Genomic DNA, 15,235 nt, shown 5'->3' with positions numbered 1-15,235 from the left:
ATGGGTATTCTTGAATTCCGCAATGTTTCCAAAGGCTACGGCGACCATCCTGTGCTGCGGCATCTGGATCTGGACGTGCGCGAGGGCGAGTTTCTGGCGATCCTCGGGTTTTCGGGGTCGGGCAAGACGACGCTGATCAACCTGATGGCAGGGCTGGCGCTGCCGGATCAGGGCGAGGTGCTGTTCAAGGGCGCCAAGGTGACCGGGCCGGGGCCGGAGCGGGGGCTGGTGTTCCAGTCTTACGCGCTGATGCCGTGGCTGTCGGTGCAGGGCAATATCGCGCTGGCGGTGGATGCGGTGCACAAGAGCAAGAGCAAGGCCGACCGCGCGGCGCTGGTGACGAAATATATCGGCATGGTGGGGTTGAGCCATGCGGTGGACCGCAAGCCTGCCGAACTGTCGGGCGGGATGCGGCAGCGGGTGGCGGTGGCGCGGGCGCTGGCGATGCAGCCCGAGGTGATCCTGATGGACGAGCCGCTGTCGGCGCTGGATGCGCTGACCCGGGCCAATGTCGCGGCAGAGATCGAGGAAATCTGGCGCAACGATCAGCGCACCGTGGTGCTGATCACCAATGACGTGGACGAGGCGCTGGTGCTGGCCGACCGTATCGTCTGCCTCAACCCCGATGGCACGCTGGGCGAAGTGTTCGACGTGGCGCTGCCGCGACCGCGCGACCGGGTGATGATGAACGAGGCGCCGGAGTTCAAGGCGCTGCGCGCCGCCGTGACCGCCTATCTGATGGATGTGGGGATCGCCGCGAAAACCGCCGAGACCCGCCGCCTGCCGGACGTGACGCCGCGCCATGCGCTGCCGGGCGCCTATGCCAAGGCGGCGGAAAGCGCCACCGATGCGCGCTATCTGCAATTTTCGCAGCTTCACAAGATCTATGCCACGCCGAAAGGCCCGCTGACCGTGGTGGAGGATTTCAACCTGACCCTGAAGAAGGGCGAGTTTGTCAGCCTGATCGGCCATTCCGGTTGCGGCAAATCCACCGTGCTGACCATGACGGCGGGGCTGAACGCGATCTCCAAAGGGGCGATCAAGCTGGATGGTTACCATGTGGAGGGGGCGGACCCGGAACGCGCCGTGGTGTTCCAGTCGCCCAACCTGTTCCCCTGGCTGACCGCGAAGGAAAACGTCGCCATCGGGGTGGACAAGGTTTACCCGAAAGCCAGCCAGGCCGAGCGGCAGGAGGTGGTGGAATATTATCTGGAGCGTGTGGGCCTGGCCGACAGCATGGATAAATCGGCCTCCGACATGTCGAACGGGATGCGGCAGCGGGTGGGGATCGCCCGGGCTTTCGCGCTGTCGCCCAAGCTGCTGCTGCTGGATGAGCCCTTCGGGATGCTGGACAGCCTGACCCGCTGGGAATTGCAGGAAGTGCTGATGGAGGTCTGGTCGCGCACGCAGGTGACGGCGATCTGTGTCACCCATGACGTGGACGAGGCCATTCTGCTGGCCGACCGCGTGGTGATGATGACCAACGGCCCGCGTGCCACCATCGGCAAGATCACCGAGGTGAAGCTGCCGCGCCCGCGCACCCGCAAGGGGCTGCTCGACCATCCGGATTACTGGCACTACCGGCAGGAAGTCCTCGACTTCCTTGAAGAATATGAACACGGCGCGCACAAGAAGGATGCCGCATGATGGCTGAGAAACTGGTAATCATCGGGGCTGGCATGGCTTCGGGCCGGATGCTGGAACATCTGATCGAGGCGGCCCCGGGCCGTTATGACGTGACGCTGTTCAACGCCGAGCCGCGCGGCAATTACAACCGCATCATGCTGTCGCCCGTGCTGTCGGGTGAAAAGACCTATGCGGACATCGTGACCCACGATGCCGATTGGTATGCGGCGCAGGGCGTCGATTGCCGCTTTGGCGAGCCGGTGGTGAAGATCGACCGCGAGCGGAAGATCGTCTACTCCAATCAGGGCGGGGTGCCCTATGACAAGCTGGTGATCGCCACCGGCTCGGCCCCGTTCATCATTCCGGTGGCGGGCAAGGAATTGCCGGGGGTCTGTACCTACCGCGATCTGGAAGACACCAATGCGATGATCGCGGCGGCGAAACCGGGCGCCAAGGCGGTGGTGATCGGCGGCGGCCTGCTGGGGCTGGAAGCGGCGGCAGGGATGCAGTTGCGCGGCGCCGAGGTGACGGTGATCCACCTGATGGGCCATCTGATGGAGCGGCAGTTGGACCCGGCGGCGGGCTATCTGCTGCAAAAGGCGCTGGAGGCGCGGGGGATCACGGTTCATTGCAAGGGGGCCACCAAGGCCATTCTGGGCAAGGAGCGGGTGGAGGCCGTGCTGCTGGACGATGGCACGATCTATGATGCCGATCTGGTCTGCATGGCGGTGGGCATCCGCCCGGAAACCCGGCTGGCCAATGACGCGCATCTGGAGGTGAACCGCGGCATCGTGGTGGATGACCAGCTGCGCAGTTCGGACCCGGCGATTTTCGCGATTGGCGAATGTGTGGAACATAACAGCCAGTTGTTCGGGCTGGTGGCGCCGCTGTATGATCAGGCCAAGGTGCTGGCGGCGACGCTGGCCGATGCCGAGGCGGTGTTCCGCCCGGTGCAGACCGCGACCAAGCTGAAGGTCACCGGCTGCGATCTGTTCAGCGCGGGCGATTTCGCCGACGGGCCGGGGCGCGAGGATATCGTGTTCCGCGATCCGGGGCGCGGCGTCTACAAGCGGCTGGTGCTGGAAGGCGACAAGCTGATCGGCGCCGTGATGTATGGCGATACGGCGGATGGTTCGTGGTTCTTCGGCCTGATCAAGGACGGAACCGATGTGACCGGGATGCGCGACACGCTCATCTTCGGGCCGGGCTTTGCCGGGGGGGCCAAAGCGGACCCTATGGCGGCCGTTGCAGCCTTGCCGCCTGAGGCGGAGATCTGCGGCTGCAACGGCGTCTGCAAGGGAAAGATCGTGTCGGCCATCGAGGGCGGCGCCAATACGCTGGATCTGGTACGGGCCAGCACCAAGGCGAGTGCCTCGTGCGGCACCTGCACCGGGCTGGTGGAGCAGGTTCTGGCGGTGACGCTGGGCGACAGTTTCGTGATGCCCGCGGCGCAGCCGATGTGCAAATGCACCGATCACACCCATGAGGATGTGCGGCGGCTGATCAAGGCGCAGGGGTTGAAGTCGATCCCGGCGGTGATGCAGGAGTTGGGCTGGCGGTCGGTGGGCGGCTGCGCCTCGTGCCGCCCGGCGCTGAACTATTACCTGCTGGCCGATTGGCCGCTGGACTATCGCGACGACCGGCAGGCGCGCTTCGTGAACGAGCGCAACCACGCCAATATCCAGAAGGACGGCACCTATTCGGTGGTGCCGCGCATGTGGGGCGGTGTCACCACGCCCGCCGAACTGCGCGCCATTGCCGATGCCGCCGACAAATACGCCGTGCCGATGGTGAAGGTGACCGGCGGCCAGCGGATCGACCTGCTGGGGGTGAAGAAGGAAGACCTGCCCGCGATCTGGGCCGATCTGAACGATGCGGGGATGGTTTCGGGCCATGCCTATTCCAAGGGGCTGCGCACGGTGAAAACCTGTGTCGGGTCGGAGTTCTGCCGCTTTGGCACGCAGGATTCCACCGGGCTGGGCATCAAGCTGGAAAAACTGCTCTGGGGATCCTGGACGCCGGCCAAGGTGAAGCTGGCGGTGTCGGGCTGCCCGCGCAACTGCGCCGAGGCGACCTGCAAGGATGTCGGAGTGGTCTGTGTGGACAGTGGCTATCAGATCTCGGTCGCAGGTGCTGCGGGCATGGATGTGAAGGAGACGGAGTTTCTGTGCGCCGTTGCCACCGAGGAAGAGGCGATGGAGGTGATTGCCGCCTTCGTGCAGCTTTACCGCGAAAACAGCCGCTATCTGCACCGCATCTACAAATGGGTGGCCAAGGTGGGGCTGGACTGGTGCAAGGCGCAGGTGGTGGAGGATCTGGCGAACCGCAAGGCTTTGGCCGAACGGTTCGAGATCAGCCAGTCGGTCTATCGCCGCGACCCCTGGGCCGAACATGCGCAGCGCCCGGCCGATTGGGCGCCGATGATGGATCTGACGCGGGAGGCTGCGGAATGAACATGTCCCATGAAACCTGGATCGACATCGGCGCGCTGGCGGATATTCCGCGCGAAGGCGGGCGGGTGGTGAAAACCCGCGCGGGCTGTGTGGCGGTGTTCCGCGCGGCGGATGACACGGTGTTCGCGCTGGACGACCGCTGCCCGCACAAGGGCGGGCCGCTGTCCGAAGGCATCGTGCATGGCCATTCCGTCACCTGCCCGCTGCATGCCTGGGTGTTCGACATGGGCACCGGCACGGCGCAAGGCGCGGATGAGGGGCAGGTTGGCACCTATCCGGTGCGGGTGGAGGCGGGCCGGGTGCTGCTGGACGGCGCGCGGCTGATGCAGGGGCGCGCGGCATGACGGGCGCCCCCCTCACGCGGCTGTCTGAGGTGCCCCTCACACGGTTGTCTGACGTGCCCCTCACCCACTCCCTCTCCCCCGAGGGGAGAGGGATGCGCGATGCTGCTACGGCAGGAGCGGGCGGGGCTGCCCCCTCTCCCCTTGGGGGAGAGGGTCGGGGTGAGGGGGCGCAGGCCGCCGAAGTCCGCACCACCTGCCCCTATTGCGGGGTGGGCTGCGGCGTGCTGGCGCGGCGGACGGCGCAGGGGGTGGAGGTGCGGGGCGACCCGGAGCATCCGGCGAATTTCGGGCGGCTGTGTTCCAAGGGATCGGCGCTGGGCGAGACGGTGGGCATGGCCGACCGCCTGCTGGCGCCGCGCGTGGCGGGGCGGGAGGTTGACTGGGACAGCGCGCTGGATCTGGTGGCGGGCAAGTTTCGCGCGGCGATTGCCGAACACGGGCCGGATGCGGTGGCCTTCTATGTGTCGGGGCAGTTGCTGACGGAAGATTACTATGTGGCCAACAAGCTGATGAAAGGCTTCATCGGCTCGGCCAATATCGACACCAATTCGCGGCTGTGCATGGCGTCTTCGGTGGCGGGGCACCGGCGGGCCTTTGGCACCGATACCGTGCCGGGGTTGTATGAGGATCTGGAACAGGCCGATCTGGTGGTGCTGGTGGGGTCGAACCTCGCCTGGTGCCATCCGGTGATCTATCAGCGGCTGGTGGCGGCCAAGGCGGCGCGGCCCGGCCTGAAGGTGGTGGTGGTGGACCCGCGCCGCACCGCGACCTGCGACATTGCCGATCTGCATCTGGCCTTGGCGCCGGGGGCCGATGCGGTGCTGTTCAACCTGCTGCTGGCGCATCTGGCGGATGCGGGGCGGTTGGATGTGGAATTTCTGAAAAACGTCAATGGGTTCGAGGCCGCTCTCGCCGTGGCGCGTGAGGCTCGGGCGGCGGAGGCCGGGCTGGCGGCGGGTGATCTGGCGGCGTTTCTGGCGCTGTGGGCGGGCACCGAAAAGGTGGTGACGGTCTACAGTCAGGGGATCAACCAATCCTCCAGCGGCAGTGACAAGGTGAATGCGATCACCAATTGCCATCTGGCCACCGGGCGGATCGGGCGGCCCGGCATGGGGCCGTTCAGCGTGACCGGCCAGCCCAATGCGATGGGCGGGCGCGAGGTGGGCGGGCTGGCCAATATGCTGGCCTGCCATCTGGAGATCGAGAATGACGGGCACCGGGCGGCGATGCAGGGGTTCTGGGGGGCGCCGGTCATGGCGGCAAAGCCGGGGCTGAAGGCGGTGGACATGTTCCGCGCGGTGGAGGCCGGGCAGATCAAGGCGCTGTGGATCATCCACACCAACCCCGCCGTGTCGATGCCCGATGCGGATCGGGTGGCGCAGGCGATTGCGGGCTGCGCGTTCGTGGTGGTGTCGGACATCACCGACCGCACCGATACCGCGCGGCTGGCGCATGTGCTGCTGCCCGCGACGGGCTGGGGCGAGAAAGACGGCACGGTGACCAATTCGGAGCGGCGGATCAGCCGGCAGCGGCCGTTCCGGGCGGCGCCGGGCGCGGCGCGGGCGGATTGGTGGCACTTGGCGCAGGTGGCGCAGCGGATGGGCTTTGCCGGGTTCGACTGGGCCGGGCCTGCGGCGATCTTTGCGGAATATGCGGCGCTGTCCGGCGTGGCCGGGGATTTGGGCAGCGATTTCGACATTTCCGATCATGCGGCGATCGGGGTCGAAGGCTATGACGCCTTGCAGCCCTTCCTGTGGCCCGCCAATGCGCGGCAGCGCGGCGGGCGGTTCTTTGGCGACGGGCGGTTTCATACGCCCGATGGCAAGGCGCGGATGCTGCCGGTGGTGCCGCGTGCGCCGCAGGCGCTGAGTGCTGCGCATCCGTTCCGGCTGAACACCGGGCGCATCCGCGACCAATGGCATACGATGACGCGCACCGGGCTGTCGCCCCGGCTGGGCCAGCATCTGGCAGAGCCGTTTCTGGAACTGCACCCGGCGGATGCCGGGCGGCTGGGGCTGGCGGCGGCGGATCTGGCCGAGGTGACCTCGCCGCAGGGGCGGGCGGTGCTGCGGGTGCTGGTGACGGATCGGGTGGCCGAGGGGCACCCTTTCGCGCCGATGCACTGGACGGGCGAGACAGCGCCGACCGGGCGGGTGGATGCGCTGGTGGCGGGGATCACCGATCCGGTCTCCGGCCAGCCGGAAAGCAAGGCGGCGGCGGTGGCGATTGCGCCCTTTGCGGCGGTCTGGCACGGCTTTGCCATTGCGGACAGCGCCTTCCGCCCGGATTGCGATTATTGGGCGGTGGCGCCGGTGGAAGGCGGGATGCGGGCGGAAATGGCGGGGCTGGTGGCGCCGCAGGACTGGCTGGCCCATGCGCGGGCGCTGTTCGGGCTGGGGCCAGAGGTGGAGGCGCTGGTTTACCGCGATACGGCGCGCGGGCGGTTCCGGGTGGCCTTTGTGGAGGGCGGCAGGTTGCGCGCGGCGCTGTTCGTGGCGCCGGAGCCGGTGGCGGTGGCGCGCAGTTGGCTGGTGGGGCAGATCGGCGTCGAGGGGGGGGCAGAGCTGCTGGCGGGCCAGCCGGGGGCGGACCGGCCCGATCCGGGGGCGATTGTCTGTTCCTGCTTTGGCGTGGGGGTGAACACGATTGCCGCCGCTGTCGCCTCGGGCCAATGTCTGAGCGTGGCGGCGATTGGCGCGGCGCTGAAGGCGGGCACCAATTGCGGATCGTGCCGCCCGGAACTGGCGCGGCTGGTGACGTTTCACCTGCCCGCGGTGAAGGCGGCAGCGGAATGAGCCTGCATCCCGATCTTGCGGCGCTGACCCCGGACATGGGGCAGCCGGTGGCGGGGCGGATCAGCCTTGTCGGCGCCGGGCCGGGGCCGGCCGATCTGCTGACCGGGCGGGCGGTGGCGCGGATTGCGGCGGCGGATGTGGTGTTCTTTGACCGGCTGGTGGGGGACGAGGTGCTGGCGCTGATCCCGGCGCGGGCGCGGCGGGTCGATGTGGGCAAAGAGGTGGGCGGCGGCGGCTGGTCGCAGGCGCGCATCTGTGCGGCGATTGTGACGGCGGCGCAGGCGGGGCTGCGGGTGGTGCGGCTGAAATCCGGCGATCCGTCGATCTTTGGCCGCGCGGCGGAGGAGATCGACGCGGCGCGGGCGGCGGGTGTGCCGGTGGAGATCGTGCCGGGGATCACGGCAGCCTCGGCGGCGGCGGCCTCGCTGTGTGAACCCTTGACCGAGCGGGGGCGGTTTGACCGGCTGCTGGTGGCGACGGGCACGTCGCTGACCGGCGAGGCTGTGGGCAATCTGGCGGCCAGTCTGGTGCCGGGCACGCGGCTGGCGCTGTATATGGCGATCCATTGTGCGGCGCGGATCGAGGCGGATCTGTTGGAGGCAGGTCTGCCGGGGGTGGCGGCGGTGACGATCATCAGCAAGGTGGGCCATGCGGAGGAGCGTGTGGCGCGCGGGCGGCTGGCGGGCATGGCGACGCTGATTGCGGCGCAGGGCATCGCCAATCCGGCGCTGGTGCTGATCGACATCGCCGCCGGGGCGGGGGTGACGCAGGAGGCGGCGCTTAACCGCTGAGCGCCTGCGGTTCGGCGGGCGGGTGGCAGAGGGGGCGGCTGTCTTCGGCCAGCGACAGCAGGGCCGCCAGCCCGCAATTGCCGCGGATCAGATCCTCCAGCGTGACCAGATCCATCTCGTGATAAAACGCCTCGACCGCGCGGGCGATGAAGCTGCGCAGGCGGCATACCTCGGTCAGCGGGCAGGTATTGTCTTGCTCCGAGAAACATTCAGCGAAGGGCAGGCTGGATTCGAACACCCGGAACACCGCGCCCATCGAGATGGTTTCGGGCGCGCGGGCCAGTTGCAGGCCGCCGCCGCGCCCGCGCAGGGTGCGCACGAACCCATACTGCTGCAGCTGATTGATCACCTGCGCCAGATGGTTTTCCGAGGCGTTGCAGGTCTGCGCGATTTCAACGGCACGCACGGTGCGGCCCTGATTGATGCCGCAGAACATCAGGACACGGGCGGCGAGGTTGGTGCGGGTGGTCAGGCGCATGAGGACTCGGGTCAGGGGTGTTTGTTGAATCTGTAATCCGGCTTCGGGGGGCCGTCTCTGATCCAGATCAGATCGTGGGGCGGCAAATTCACAATGTTGATGCAGGTTTCGTCGCGCGGCACGGGGCCGGGTCTGGCGTGCTGCGGCAGCGCGCCACAGTGAAAGGGCGTTAAGTCGCATCGCTGATGCGGGTTTGTTTGACGCATATCCATAAACGGAAATGCGAATCAGATACGAATATTTGAATGCGTATTCTCGGGGCGGGCGCGCGGCCCGGTCCGATACAAGGAGCGCAAGAGATGGAATTCGGCATCATCGAGCTGTCACGGCTGCAATTTGCCATGACTGCGATGTATCACTTCCTCTTCGTACCGCTGACGCTGGGTCTGTCGATCCTCGTGGCGATCATGGAGACGGTCTATGTCATGACCGGCCGCCCGATCTGGCGACAGATCACCAAATTCTGGGACACGCTGTTCGGCATCAACTTTGTGCTGGGAGTGGCGACCGGCATCACGATGGAATTCCAGTTCGGGATGAACTGGAGCTATTACAGCCATTATGTGGGGGATATCTTCGGGGCACCGCTGGCCATTGAAGGGCTGATGGCGTTTTTTCTGGAGGCGACCTTCGTCGGCCTGTTCTTGTTTGGCTGGGACAAGCTGAGCCGGGTGGCGCATCTGGTGGTGGCGATCGGCTCGAACTTCTCGGCGCTGTGGATCCTGATTGCCAATGGCTGGATGCAGAACCCGGTGGGGGCCAGCTTCAACCCGATGACGATGCGGATGGAGATGACCTCGTTCTTCGACGTGCTGTTCAACGAGGTGGCGCAGGCGAAATTCGTGCATACCGTCTCGGCGGGCTATGTGACGGCTTCGGTGTTCGTGATCGGGGTGTCGGCCTGGTATCTGCTGAAGGGGCGGCATCTGGAGCTGGCGCGGCGGTCGATCACCGTGGCCTCGGCCTTCGGATTGGCTTCGGCGTTTTCGGTGGTTCTGCTGGGCGACGAGTCCGGCTATAACGCCACGCATAGCCAGAAGATGAAACTGGCCGCGATTGAAGGCATGTGGGAGACCGAGCCTGCCCCGGCGGCCTTCACCGCCTTTGGCTTCCCCGATCAGGCGGCGCGCGAGACGCATTATGCGATTCATATCCCCTATGCGATGGGGCTGATCGGCACGCGGTCGCTGACGACCGAGATCCCCGGGATCAACGATCTGGTGGCTGCGGCGGAAACGCGGATCCGGTCGGGGCAGATCGCCTATGACGCGCTGATGCAGATCCGCGTGGCGCGCGATGCGGCCGATCCGGCAGAGCTGGCGCGGTTCGAGGCCCATGCGGCGGATCTGGGCTTTGCCTTCCTGCTGAAACGCTATGTCGATGATCCGCGGCAGGCCAGCGAAGACCAGATCAAGGCGGCGGCAAATGATACGGTGCCGACGGTCTGGCCGCTGTTCTGGGCGTTCCGGCTGATGGTGGCGCTGGGCTTCGGCTTCATCGGCACGATGGTCTATTTCTTCTTCTTCTGGACATCCTCTTTCCGGGGCGCGCGGTTCCCGCGCCCCGCGCTGCGGCTGGCGGTCTGGATGATCCCGGCGCCGTGGATCGCGGCAGAGCTGGGCTGGTTCGTCGCCGAATTCGGGCGGCAGCCCTGGACGGTGGACGGGGTGTTGCCCACGGCGTTGTCGGTCAGCGCGCTGTCGATGACCGAGGTGGCGCTGACGCTGGCGGGCTTTGTGATCTTCTACACGGTGCTCTTCGTGGTCGAGATGGGGTTGATGCTGAAATACATCCGCAAGGGGCCGTTCCTCGATGTTGCGGAAACCGAAACCTGGGCGGCGGCGCATCGGGCGCGGCTTGAAGGCAGCCGCGTGACGGCGCCCTTTGCCCCTGCGGAGTGACGGGCATGATCTTGCATGAGCTTCTGAGCTATGAGTTGCTGCGCGTGATCTGGTGGGCGCTGCTGGGCGTGCTGCTGATCGGCTTTGCGCTGACCGACGGGTTCGACATGGGGGTGGGCGCGCTGCTGCCCTTTGTCGGGCGGACCGATGTGGAGCGCCGGGTGGCGATCAACACCATCGGCCCGGTCTGGGAGGGGAACCAGGTGTGGTTCATTCTGGGTGGCGGCGCGATCTTCGCCGCCTGGCCGCCGCTGTATGCGGTCAGCTTTTCGGGCTTCTATCTGGCGATGTTCGTCGTGCTGGCGGCGTTCATCGTGCGGCCTGTGGCGTTCAAATACCGCTCCAAACGCGACTCGGCCAATTGGCGCAGCATCTGGGACTGGGCGCTGTTTGCCAGCGGCGCGGTGCCGGCGCTGTTGTTCGGCGTGGCGGTGGGCAATGTCATACAGGGCGTGCCGTTCCATTTCACCGAGGATCTGCACACGATCTATGAGGGGGTGTGGTACATGAAGTTCATCGGCCTGCTGGACCCGTTCTCGTTGCTGGCGGGGGTGGTGTCGCTGGCGATGCTGGTGATGCATGGCGGCGCCTGGCTGGTGCTGAAGACCGAAGGCACGGTGCAGGCCCGCGCCCGCGCCTATGGGGCTGTCGCGGCGCTGGTGGCGGTGGCGGGCTATGCGCTGGCCGGGGTGTGGCTGGCTTATGGCATCGAAGGCTACCGCATCGTTGGCGATTACCTGACCGATGGGCCGTCGAACCCGCTGCATTTCGAGGTGGCGAAAACCGCGACATGGCTGACGGCCTATAGCGCCCGCCCGTGGATTGCCGTGGCGCCCGCCTTGGGTATTCTGGGCGGCCTGCTGACCTTCCTTGGCCTGCGCGCCGGGCGCGAGGTGTCAACCTTGCTGTTTTCCAAACTGGCGATCCTCGGGGTGATTTCGTCGGTCGGGTTGACGATGTTCCCCTTCATCATGCCGTCCTCGTCGGACCCGGGGTCATCGCTGACAGTGTGGGGCGCGTCGTCCTCGCATCTGACGCTGTTCATCATGCTGGTGGTGACGCTGATCTTCATGCCGCTGATCCTTGTCTATACCGCCTGGGTCTACAAGGTGCTGTGGGGCAAGGTGACCGAGGCCGATGTTACTGAAAACAGCCATTCCGTTTACTGAAAGGACTGAGATCATGTGGTATTTCGCCTGGCTTCTGGGCCTTCCCCTCGCCGCTGTCTTCGCCGTGATGAACGCGATGTGGCTGGAGTTGCAGGAAGATGAGCGGATGATCGGTGACCGCAAGACGCGGCGCTGAGCAACAGAAAAGGGCCGGGGGATGACCCCGGCCCTTTTGTTCTACAGTGGGCCCGGCTCAGAGCATTGTGCCGGTTTCGACAAAGCGCTGATGCCAGGACAGCGCTTCGGCCAGCAGGTTGGGGGCGTGCTTGCCGTAGGATGTGGCCAGCGCGCGGCGGTAATAGTCTTGCAGCGCCGGGCGATAGTCGGGATGGGCGCAGTTGGCGATGATCACCTCGGCCCGTTGTTTCGGCGACAGGCCGCGCAGATCGGCCAGCCCCTGTTCGGTGACGATCACCTGCACGTCCTGGGAAATGTGATCGACATGTGCGGCCTGTGGCACGATGGCGGAAATCTTGCCGCCCTTGGCGGTGGAGGGGGTCATGAAGATCGACACAGAGGCGTTGCGCGCGAAATCGCCCGAGCCGCCGATGCCGTTCTGGATGCGCGAACCCATGACGTGGGTCGAATTCACGTTGCCGTAGATGTCGGCCTCGATCAGCCCGTTCATCGCGATGCAGCCCAGACGGCGCACCAGTTCCGGGTGGTTGGAGATTTCCTGCGGGCGCAGGATCAGCTTGTCGCGGAAGCGGTGCGCCTCGGCGTTGAAGCGATGGGCGGCATCGGGCGACAGCGAAAAGGCGGTGGCCGAGGCCATGCGCAGCTTGCCCGCCTCGATCATGTCCAGCATGCCGTCCTGAATCACCTCGGTGAAGGCGGTCATGTTGGTGAAGGGGCCGTCGATCAGCCCGGCCAGCACGGCATTGGTGACATTGCCGACGCCGGATTGCAGCGGCAGCAGGCTGGCGGGCAGGCGGCCGCGCGCGACCTCGTGGCGGAAGAAATCGAGCAGATGGCCAGCGATGGCCTCGGCCACGGCGTCGGGTTTGGCGAAGGGGGCGTTGCGGTCGGGCGTGTCGGTTTCGACGATGGCCACGATCTTCGACGGGTCTACCCGGAAATGCGGCTGGCCGATGCGGTCATCGGGGTTGACCAGCGGGATGGGCTTGCGGTGCGGCGGCAGGGCGGTGCCGTAATAGATGTCATGCATCCCGTCGAGCGCATCGCTTTGCCAGCTGTTCACCTCCAGAATGATCTTGTCGGCGATGTCGAGCCAGGTCTTGTTGTTGCCGATGGAGGAGGAGGGGATCAGCGCGCCGTCGGCGGTGATGCCCGACACCTCGACCACCGCGGTATCCAAGGGGCCAAGGAAGCCCTGCCAGGCCATGGGGGCCACCTGGCTCAGATGCATGTCAAAATACTGCATCTGGCCGGAATTGATCTTTTCGCGCGCGATCGGATCGGAATTGTAGGGCAGGCGGAATTCGATGCCATTGGCCTTGGCCAGCGCGCCGTCCAGTTCCGGGCCGGTGGAGGCGCCGGTCCAGATGCTGACGCGGAAGGGGTTGCCTGCGGCATGTTCCGCCTCGATCCGCGACGCGAGGGCGAGGGGGACGGATTTGGGGTAGCCCGAGCCGGTAAAGCCGCTCATCCCGATGGCGGCGCCGGAGGGGATGAGGGCGGCGGCCTGTTCGGCGGGCATGATCTTCGCGCGCAGGGCGGCGTTGCGGATGCGGGTCATGGCGGGTCTCCTCGGGCGACGGGCGGTCGCGGTATGCAATCGTATTCTGAAAGCATGATCTTTGGGCTTTGTCATGTTTTGGCAGGTATGCGCTGAATGCATGGGTGGCGGTGAGGTATGCGTTTGGCGCCGGGCTGGCGGGCGGATTGGCGGCAGGCGGCGGGAAATATCCGCCCGCCCCTTGGCAAGCCCCGCGCTTTGCCGCAGGAAAGGGCGCTTGCGAGAAGGACAGATGCGATGAGCGGCAAATTCGGCTTTCAGCTTCAGGCCACGGATGGCGCGGCGCGGACCGGGGTGATTTCGACCCCGCGCGGCGAGATCCGCACCCCCGCCTTCATGCCGGTGGGCACGGCGGCGACGGTGAAGGCGATGATGCCCGAAAGCGTGCGCGCCACGGGTGCCGATATTCTGCTGGGCAACACCTATCACCTGATGCTGCGCCCGACGGCAGAGCGGATTGCGCGGCTGGGCGGGTTGCACAAGTTCATGAACTGGGAGCGGCCGATCCTGACGGATTCCGGCGGGTTTCAGGTGATGAGCCTCGCCAGTCTGCGCAAGCTGACGGAAGAAGGCGTGAAATTCTCCAGCCATATCGACGGCAGCAAGCACATGCTGTCGCCCGAACGCAGCATGGAGATCCAGAAGCTGCTGGGATCGGACATCGTGATGTGTTTCGACGAATGCCCGGCGCTGCCTGCGACGGAAGGAGAGGTGGCGAAATCCATGCGGCTGTCGATGCGCTGGGCGCAGCGGTCGCGCGATGCGTTCGGCGACCGCCCGGGGCATGCGCTGTTCGGCATCATGCAGGGGGGCGTCACGCCGGAGCTGCGCGAGGAAAGCGCCAAGGCGCTGACCGCGATCGGCTTTGATGGCTATGCGGTGGGCGGGCTGGCGGTGGGCGAGGGGCAGGAGGCGATGTTCGGCGTGCTGGATTATGCGCCGGGCTATCTGCCCGCCGACAAGCCGCGCTACCTGATGGGCGTGGGCAAGCCCGATGACATTGTGGGCGCGGTGGAACGCGGCATCGACATGATGGATTGCGTGTTGCCCTCACGTTCGGGCCGCACCGGGCAGGGCTGGACGCGGCGGGGGCAGGTGAACATCAAGAACGCCCGCCACATGGACGACCCGCGCCCGCTGGACGAAGATTGCACCTGCCCGTGCTGCCGCAACTACAGCCGCGCCTATCTGCACCATGTGTTCAAATCGCAGGAAATCATCAGCTCGATGCTGCTGACATGGCACAACCTGCATTACTTTCAGGAACTGATGCAGGGGCTGCGCGATGCGATTGCGGGCCAGCGGCTGGCGGCCTTCGTGGCGGCGTTCCACGCGCAGCGCGCCGAGGGGGATATCGAGCCGCTTTAGGCCAGATGCGGCGGGGCGAGGGGCAGGCCGGGGGTGGCCACGGGCAGGCCATTGGCCAGCAGCACCTCGGGCCGGTCACAGGCCAGATGGAACTGGGGCGGGGCATCGGCTGGCAGGCGGCGGCTGACGCTGCGCAGCGGCAGGATGCGGCCATCGGCGGCCAGCAGGGCATCGCCCGGCTCCAGCCGTTCCACCGGCATGTCGCCCAGCGGGGTTGCAATCAGCGTGCCGGCGACAAAGCCGGGCAGGGCCGCTGCGGGAATGGAAAATGCGCGCGGCTGGCTGCCGCGCGCCTTGACTGTATACAGGAACATGATCGCCTGACTGGATGTTGTATTGCTGCCTCAACAAGAATCGACAGGCATCTGCGCACCCGTTCGATTGGGGCATGATTGCGGCTGAATGTGGCAAAAGCGGGGCAAGTGGGCGACATTCTTCAACAATTCCCGCAGGGGCGACAAAGGGTTGCGCGACACGCATCAAATTGCGCCGAAGCCCCGCTTGCAGCCCGCCGGGCGCGGGCGCAAAGTGATCGGTGGTGGAGTTGACACTCTGATGACAGGCCCCCAGATATGAGGGGCGACAGGGGGAGGCGAAGGCTGCCGATGAGC

12 protein-coding genes are annotated in these 15,235 nt (G+C 66.2%); 9 read left to right on the top strand and 3 right to left on the bottom strand.

The features are described 5' to 3' along the window. The 5 genes from BMX43_RS05995 (at position 1) to cobA (ending at position 8,009) form a co-directional block, all read left to right on the top strand. Positions 1–1,647 carry an ABC transporter ATP-binding protein gene (locus BMX43_RS05995; protein ID WP_175482035.1) on the top strand — a complete coding sequence of 549 codons (1,647 nt, stop codon included), beginning with the start codon at positions 1–3 and terminating at the stop codon, positions 1,645–1,647. Next, a complete protein-coding gene (gene nirB, locus BMX43_RS05990) occupies positions 1,647–4,079 on the top strand; it encodes a nitrite reductase large subunit NirB (protein ID WP_091299090.1) in 2,433 nt (810 codons plus the stop codon). Before BMX43_RS05995 ends, nirB begins: the two co-directional genes overlap by 1 nt. After that, the gene (gene nirD, locus BMX43_RS05985) at positions 4,076–4,423 is read left to right on the top strand and encodes a nitrite reductase small subunit NirD (protein ID WP_425431777.1); all 348 of its coding nucleotides are present in this window, start codon (positions 4,076–4,078) and stop codon (positions 4,421–4,423) included. Before nirB ends, nirD begins: the two co-directional genes overlap by 4 nt. A 92-nt stretch (positions 4,424–4,515) precedes the next feature. Next, positions 4,516–7,218 (top strand): nitrate reductase, encoded by a 2,703-nt coding sequence (locus BMX43_RS05980; protein ID WP_091298477.1) that lies wholly within the window; start codon positions 4,516–4,518, stop codon positions 7,216–7,218. Continuing rightward, a complete protein-coding gene (gene cobA / locus BMX43_RS05975) occupies positions 7,215–8,009 on the top strand; it encodes a uroporphyrinogen-III C-methyltransferase (RefSeq protein ID WP_217643940.1) in 795 nt (264 codons plus the stop codon). Before BMX43_RS05980 ends, cobA begins: the two co-directional genes overlap by 4 nt. Here cobA and BMX43_RS05970 read toward each other — a convergent pair. After that, on the bottom strand, positions 7,999–8,487 hold the full coding sequence (locus tag BMX43_RS05970; RefSeq protein ID WP_091298474.1) for an RrF2 family transcriptional regulator: 489 nt from the start codon (positions 8,485–8,487) through the stop codon (positions 7,999–8,001). The two genes, cobA and BMX43_RS05970, sit on opposite strands and share 11 nt — an antisense overlap. Positions 8,488–8,786: 299 nt before the next feature. Between BMX43_RS05970 and BMX43_RS05965 the strand changes: the two genes are divergently transcribed. From BMX43_RS05965 to cydX, 3 genes are read left to right on the top strand one after another with little or no spacing between them, the layout of a single operon-like run. Beyond that, entirely contained in the window at positions 8,787–10,388 is a 1,602-nt protein-coding gene (locus BMX43_RS05965; RefSeq protein ID WP_091298470.1) for a cytochrome ubiquinol oxidase subunit I, read from the top strand. A 5-nt stretch (positions 10,389–10,393) separates the two neighbouring features. After that, entirely contained in the window at positions 10,394–11,557 is a 1,164-nt protein-coding gene (gene cydB, locus BMX43_RS05960; RefSeq protein ID WP_091298464.1) for a cytochrome d ubiquinol oxidase subunit II, read from the top strand. A 13-nt stretch (positions 11,558–11,570) separates the two neighbouring features. Continuing rightward, on the top strand, positions 11,571–11,693 hold the full coding sequence (cydX, locus tag BMX43_RS05955) for a cytochrome bd-I oxidase subunit CydX (RefSeq protein ID WP_091298461.1): 123 nt from the start codon (positions 11,571–11,573) through the stop codon (positions 11,691–11,693). 57 nt (positions 11,694–11,750) lie between these two features. On the opposite strand, the gene scpC is transcribed toward cydX, so the two are convergent. Next, positions 11,751–13,256, bottom strand: coding sequence for a succinyl-CoA:acetate CoA-transferase ScpC (gene scpC, locus BMX43_RS05950; RefSeq protein ID WP_091298457.1), 1,506 nt, complete (start codon positions 13,254–13,256; stop codon positions 11,751–11,753). 237 nt (positions 13,257–13,493) lie between these two features. On the opposite strand from scpC, the gene tgt reads away from it, so the two are divergent. Further along, a complete protein-coding gene (gene tgt / locus BMX43_RS05945; protein WP_091298453.1) occupies positions 13,494–14,624 on the top strand; it encodes a tRNA guanosine(34) transglycosylase Tgt in 1,131 nt (376 codons plus the stop codon). Here the strand turns inward: tgt and BMX43_RS05940 are convergent. Next, the gene (locus BMX43_RS05940) at positions 14,621–14,938 is read right to left on the bottom strand and encodes a Hint domain-containing protein (RefSeq protein ID WP_091298449.1); all 318 of its coding nucleotides are present in this window, start codon (positions 14,936–14,938) and stop codon (positions 14,621–14,623) included. The genes tgt and BMX43_RS05940 overlap by 4 nt on opposite strands. Positions 14,939–15,235: the final 297 nt, after the last annotated feature.

The sequence above is a fragment of the Gemmobacter aquatilis genome (assembly GCF_900110025.1).
Taxonomy (GTDB): domain Bacteria; phylum Pseudomonadota; class Alphaproteobacteria; order Rhodobacterales; family Rhodobacteraceae; genus Gemmobacter; species Gemmobacter aquatilis.
Note: the sequence above shows the minus strand (reverse complement) of the source record. Positions and strands in the feature narration are given on the sequence as shown.